We start from the raw sequence: 5,035 nt of genomic DNA on the forward strand, positions 1-5,035 counted from the left end.
CAGCACGACCACACAGCGCTGGGGCTCCTCGCCCTCCGACTCGCTGCGCAGGCCCGCGGCGGCCACCGCGTCGTGCACCACCTTGCGCTCGAACGGGGTCATCGGCCGCAGCTTGACCTGCTCGCCGGTGCTCTTGACCCGCTCGGACGCCTCCGCGCCCAGCTCCGCCAGCTCGGCCCGCTTGCGCGCCCGGAAGCCCGCGACGTCCAGCATCAGGCGGCTGCGCTCACCGGTCTCCCGGTGCACGGCCAGCCGGGTCAGCTCCTGGAGCGCCTCCAGCACCTCGCCGTCCTGGCCCACCAGCCGCTGCAGCGTCCGGTCGTCGCCCTCGCCGACGATGGAGACCAGCGCCCGGTCCCCCTCGACGTCCATGTCGATGTCGCCGTCCAGGTCCGCGATGTCCAGCAGACCCTCCAGGTAGTCGGCGGCGATGTCACCCTCGTGCTCCAGACGCGAGAGGACGCTCTCACCGGCCGGGGCGGTGTCGACGGCGGAGGTGGTGCCATCCGTCACAGGTGGACTCCTTCGGAAACGAGGCCCTCGGGTGGGGCCGAGAACGAGGGTGGGGGGACTACTTCTTCTTCGGCCGCTGACCGGACTGGCCACCGCGCCGCGGCTGCTGGCGCTGGCCCTGGCCCGACTGGGCACCCGGCTTCGACCCGCCCGCCTTCGTACCGGGCTTCCCGGCGCCGGGCGACGCGGCCGGCTTGGCCTCCGCCTCGTCCGCGGCCGCCGTGCCCGGCGCGTCCGTCGGCTCCGGGACGTGCGGCTGGTGCGGGGCGGACGCCTGGCGCTGGGCCTTGCTCTGCTTGCGCGGCTGCTGCCGGCGCACCTGCACGCTCTCGGTGACCGCCGCCTCGGCATCGGCCGCCGCGCCGCCCTTGTTGGAGCCCTTGAGCGCGGCCACCAGGCCGGCCTTCTGGATCGAGCCGTCCGGGTTGATCCGGCCCTGCTTCTTCAGGCGGGCCTGGCGCTCGTCCCACGCCCGGCTGCCCGGCGTCGGGTTGTTGCGGATGACGACCAGCTGCTGGGCCATCGACCAGACGTTGGTGGTGAGCCAGTAGACCAGCACACCGACCGGGAAGTTGATGCCCATCACGGCGAACATGACCGGGAAGACGTACATCAGCATCTTCTGCTGCTGCATGAACGGCGTCTTGACGGTGAGGTCGACGTTCTTCGTCATCAGCTGGCGCTGGGTGACGAACTGCGACAGCGACATCAGCACGATCATGACCGCGCAGACGATCTGGATCTGCACGCTGTCCGCGCCGACGAACTTGGCCGACAGCGGGGCACCGAAGATGTGCGCCTGCTGGGCGCTCTCCAGCAGCGGCCGGTCGATCACGCCGATCGTCTTGTCGTTGGCGATCGAGGCCAGCACGCCGTAGAGGGCGGTGAAGAACGGCGCCTGCACGAGGATCGGAAGGCACGAGGAGAACGGGTTGGTGCCCGCCTCCTTGTACAGCTTCATCATCTCTTCGGACTGGCGCTGCTTGTCGTTCTTGTAGCGCTCCTGGATGGCCTTCATCTTCGGCTGGATCGCCTGCATGGCCCGGGTCGCCTTGATCTGCTTCACGAAGAGCGGGATCAGGCAGATCCGGATGACGACCACCATCATCACGATGGACAGACCCCACGCCAGGCCGCCGTCGGGGTCGAAGACGTGGCTGAACAGCGAGTGGAACTGGACGATGATCCAGGACACCGCTGTGTAGAGGGGACTCAGAAAACCGAAGGTCACCGGTCAGACTCCTTGGGCATCGGGCTTCGCCACCGGCTCCGGCTCGGCGGTCCCGCTCGTGGGGTTCAGCAGATTGCGCAGCCGGCGGTGCCACACCGGGTGCTTTCGCGGCGGAACGTGGTCAACCCCACCGGGAGACCAAGGGTTGCAGCGCAGGATGCGCCAGCCGGTCAGCCAGCCGCCCTTGATCGCGCCGTGGACGCGAACCGCCTCGTACCCGTAGCGCGAGCACGAGGGGTAATAACGGCACACCGGACCGAGCAGCGGACTGATGGTCCACTGGTAGAGCCTGATCAGGCCCATCAGCAGGTACTTCATCGCCCTGTTCCCGTCGGGGCACTGCCGGTCGGTTCCGACCTGAGCAGGCGCCGCAGCGCCGCGTCCAGGTCGTGTTCGAGGTCCGGGTACGGGGCCGTCGCCGCGGCCGGCAGCGCCCGTACCACTATCAGGCTACCTGCGGGCAACCGGGACAGACGCTCGCGGACCAGGTGACGCAGCCGACGCTTCACCGCGTTGCGGACCACCGCGGGCCCCACGGCCTTGCTCACGACGAAACCCGCACGCGCCGAAGGAAGCCCTTCGGCGACGTGCGGGTGTGAGTCGCTGTTCCGGCCGGCTCCTCCGTCGGGCTCCGCCTCTCTGTGGAGGTGGACCACCAGCAGGGGCCGGCCTGCGCGGCGACCGCGTTTCACCGCGGTCGCGAAGTCCTGGCGCCGCCGCAGCCGATTCTCGGTGGGCAGCACTGCAGACCCTCTGCGCGGATCAGGCGGACAGGGCGGTGCGGCCCTTGGCACGGCGGTTCGCCAGGATGGCGCGGCCGGCACGGGTACGCATGCGCAGCCGGAAGCCGTGGGTCTTGGCGCGACGACGGTTGTTCGGCTGGAAGGTGCGCTTGCTCACTCGGGGGCTCCTGGGGTGAATCGTAGGATGACGGGGAGTCGCTTGGCCGTCACCGTGCGTCCGCGCGATCTCCCCTTGCACTTGGGAAATCCGGTCCCGGGCCCAGATCTGCTGGGCTGAGGAACACCACGGCGCCCGTGCTGCGCGCGTCATGGAAGCGGGCGGACCCGCGGACATGCGGCAGCGGCCATCGACAACTCGACCTGGTTACGGTACGCGGGAGCGGGTGCGAGGGTCAAACCGGGTGGCCGCCACGCCGTTGCCCACAGCCTGTGGACAGAAACTTGAATCAGCTCTGCGCGCTGACTACCGTTGCAGGACTTGTCTCTTTTGTTCTGTGCCCGCGGCCGCCCCGCCGCCGCGCCACCCCGAACCCCCTCCTTGACCTTGCCTGGCTGCCCCTGCTCGGGGAACGAGAAAGCGTGTACCAGTGGCTGATGTCAACAGCGATCTCGTCCTGATGTGGTCGAGGGTCGTCGAGCGACTGGTCAGCGACAGCGATGTCGTCGAGAAGGACAAGAACTGGGTGCGCCGCACCCAGCCGATGTGGATGATGCACGACACCGCCCTGCTCGCGGCGCCCAACGAGTTCGCCAAGCAGGTGCTGGAGGGCCGGCTGCTGCCGCAGCTGACCGAGGCCATCTCGCAGGAGTTCGGCCGCCAGGTGCGGATCGCGGTGATGGTGGACGCCACCGCCGCCCCGGCCGGCGAGCCGGACCAGGACCAGGAGCTCGACCCCGAGCCCGTCCCGGAGTGGCCGCACCCGCGCCCCGAGCAGTCCTACCCGGCGCGCGCCGAGCAGCCGTACGCCCCGCGGGCCGAGCAGCCGTACCCGGCCGGGCCCGGCTACCAGCAGCAGGGGCCGCCGCCCGGGGCCTGGCCGGGCCGGGCCGCCGACGACTACCCGCGGCAGCCCTACCCGTCCGGGTACCCGGCGGCCGAGCCCTACCGGGCGCCCGCCCAGGCCCCGTACCGGGACCACCAGCCCGGCGCGGAGGCCGGCGGCTGGGGCGAGCCCGCCCAGGTCCCCGAGCGGCGCCCGGAGCCCGCTCCGCGGCGCACCCACCGGCCCGGCCCGGACTCGGCGCAGGGCGACCTGTTCGGCGGGGCGCTCGGCTCCCCGGACGAGGACCGGCCGCGCCAGGGCGGCTCCCGGCGCGGCGCCCGGCCCAGCGCCCCGTCGCACGCCCCGGTCGAGCGCCCCCCCGGCGTCCCGGCCCCGCCCGGCGCTCCCCCGGCGGGCGGCCCGCGCAAGGACGAGCCGAACGCCCGGCTGAACCCCAAGTACCTGTTCGACACCTTCGTGATCGGTGCCTCCAACCGCTTCGCGCACGCCGCGGCGGTGGCGGTCGCCGAGGCACCGGCCAAGGCGTACAACCCGCTCTTCGTCTACGGCGAGTCCGGCCTCGGCAAGACCCACCTGCTGCACGCCATCGGGCACTACTCGCGCAGCCTGTTCCCGGGCACCCGGGTGCGCTACGTGAGCTCGGAGGAGTTCACCAACGAGTTCATCAACTCGATCCGGGACGGCAAGGCGGACGCGTTCCGCAAGCGCTACCGGGACATCGACATCCTGCTGGTCGACGACATCCAGTTCCTGGCCAGCAAGGAGTCGACGCAGGAGGAGTTCTTCCACACCTTCAACACCCTGCACAACGCGAACAAGCAGATCGTCCTCTCCTCGGACCGGCCGCCCAAGCAGCTGATCACCCTGGAGGACCGGCTGCGCAACCGCTTCGAGTGGGGGCTGATCACCGACGTCACCCCGCCGGAGCTGGAGACCCGGATCGCGATCCTGCGCAAGAAGGCGATCCAGGAGCAGCTGAACGCCCCGGCCGACGTGCTGGAGTTCATCGCCTCCCGGATCACCCGGAACATCCGGGAGCTGGAGGGCGCGCTGATCCGGGTCACCGCGTTCGCCAACCTGAACCGGGCCCCGGTCGACCTGGAGCTGGCCGGGATCGTCCTGAAGGACCTGATCCCGGGCGGGGACGAGGACGCCGGGCCGGAGATCACCGCGCAGGTGATCATGCAGCAGACCGCCGCGTACTTCGGCCTGGGCGTCGAGGACCTGTGCGGGTCCTCGCGCAGCCGGGTGCTGGTGACGGCCCGTCAGATCGCCATGTACCTGTGCCGGGAGCTGACCGACCTGTCGCTGCCGAAGATCGGCGCCCAGTTCGGCGGCCGGGACCACACCACGGTGATGCACGCGGACCGCAAGATCCGCTCGCTGATGGCCGAGCGGCGGTCCATCTACAACCAGGTCACCGAGTTGACCAACCGCATCAAGAGCTAGCTAACAAAAGTCGGACACCGTGCGGGGCCGCTGCGGCGGAGTGCTGCGGGATCGTCAAAAACCTTTGCCAGCACGGTAGTTGAAGCATCCAAGGG

Annotated in this window: 6 protein-coding genes; 1 reads left to right on the top strand and 5 read right to left on the bottom strand. The window is 70.4% G+C overall.

Features of this window, described 5'->3' with window-relative positions; genetic code table 11:
- The 5 genes from ACFUEL_RS34845 to rpmH form a co-directional block, all read right to left on the bottom strand.
- Positions 1-513: protein jag (locus ACFUEL_RS34845; protein ID WP_380241441.1), on the bottom strand; the 513-nt coding region annotated here is incomplete at its 3' end.
- A 58-nt stretch (positions 514-571) separates the two neighbouring features.
- Positions 572-1,744, bottom strand: a complete 1,173-nt coding sequence (gene yidC, locus ACFUEL_RS34850; protein ID WP_380241443.1) for a membrane protein insertase YidC — start codon at positions 1,742-1,744, stop codon at positions 572-574.
- 3 nt (positions 1,745-1,747) lie between these two features.
- Entirely contained in the window at positions 1,748-2,062 is a 315-nt protein-coding gene (gene yidD, locus ACFUEL_RS34855; protein WP_033214182.1) for a membrane protein insertion efficiency factor YidD, read from the bottom strand.
- A complete protein-coding gene (gene rnpA, locus ACFUEL_RS34860; protein WP_344549809.1) occupies positions 2,059-2,487 on the bottom strand; it encodes a ribonuclease P protein component in 429 nt (142 codons plus the stop codon). Before rnpA ends, yidD begins: the two co-directional genes overlap by 4 nt.
- 19 nt (positions 2,488-2,506) lie before the next feature.
- Complete coding sequence (gene rpmH / locus ACFUEL_RS34865) at positions 2,507-2,644, bottom strand: 50S ribosomal protein L34 (protein WP_033214180.1); 138 nt, start codon at positions 2,642-2,644, stop codon at positions 2,507-2,509.
- Between the two features lie 430 nt (positions 2,645-3,074).
- On the opposite strand from rpmH, the gene dnaA reads away from it, so the two are divergent.
- Entirely contained in the window at positions 3,075-4,940 is a 1,866-nt protein-coding gene (dnaA, locus tag ACFUEL_RS34870; protein ID WP_380241446.1) for a chromosomal replication initiator protein DnaA, read from the top strand.
- The last annotated feature ends 95 nt before the right edge of the window (positions 4,941-5,035 follow it).

The sequence above is a fragment of the Kitasatospora sp. NPDC057198 genome (assembly GCF_042670125.1).
Classification (GTDB): domain Bacteria; phylum Actinomycetota; class Actinomycetes; order Streptomycetales; family Streptomycetaceae; genus Kitasatospora.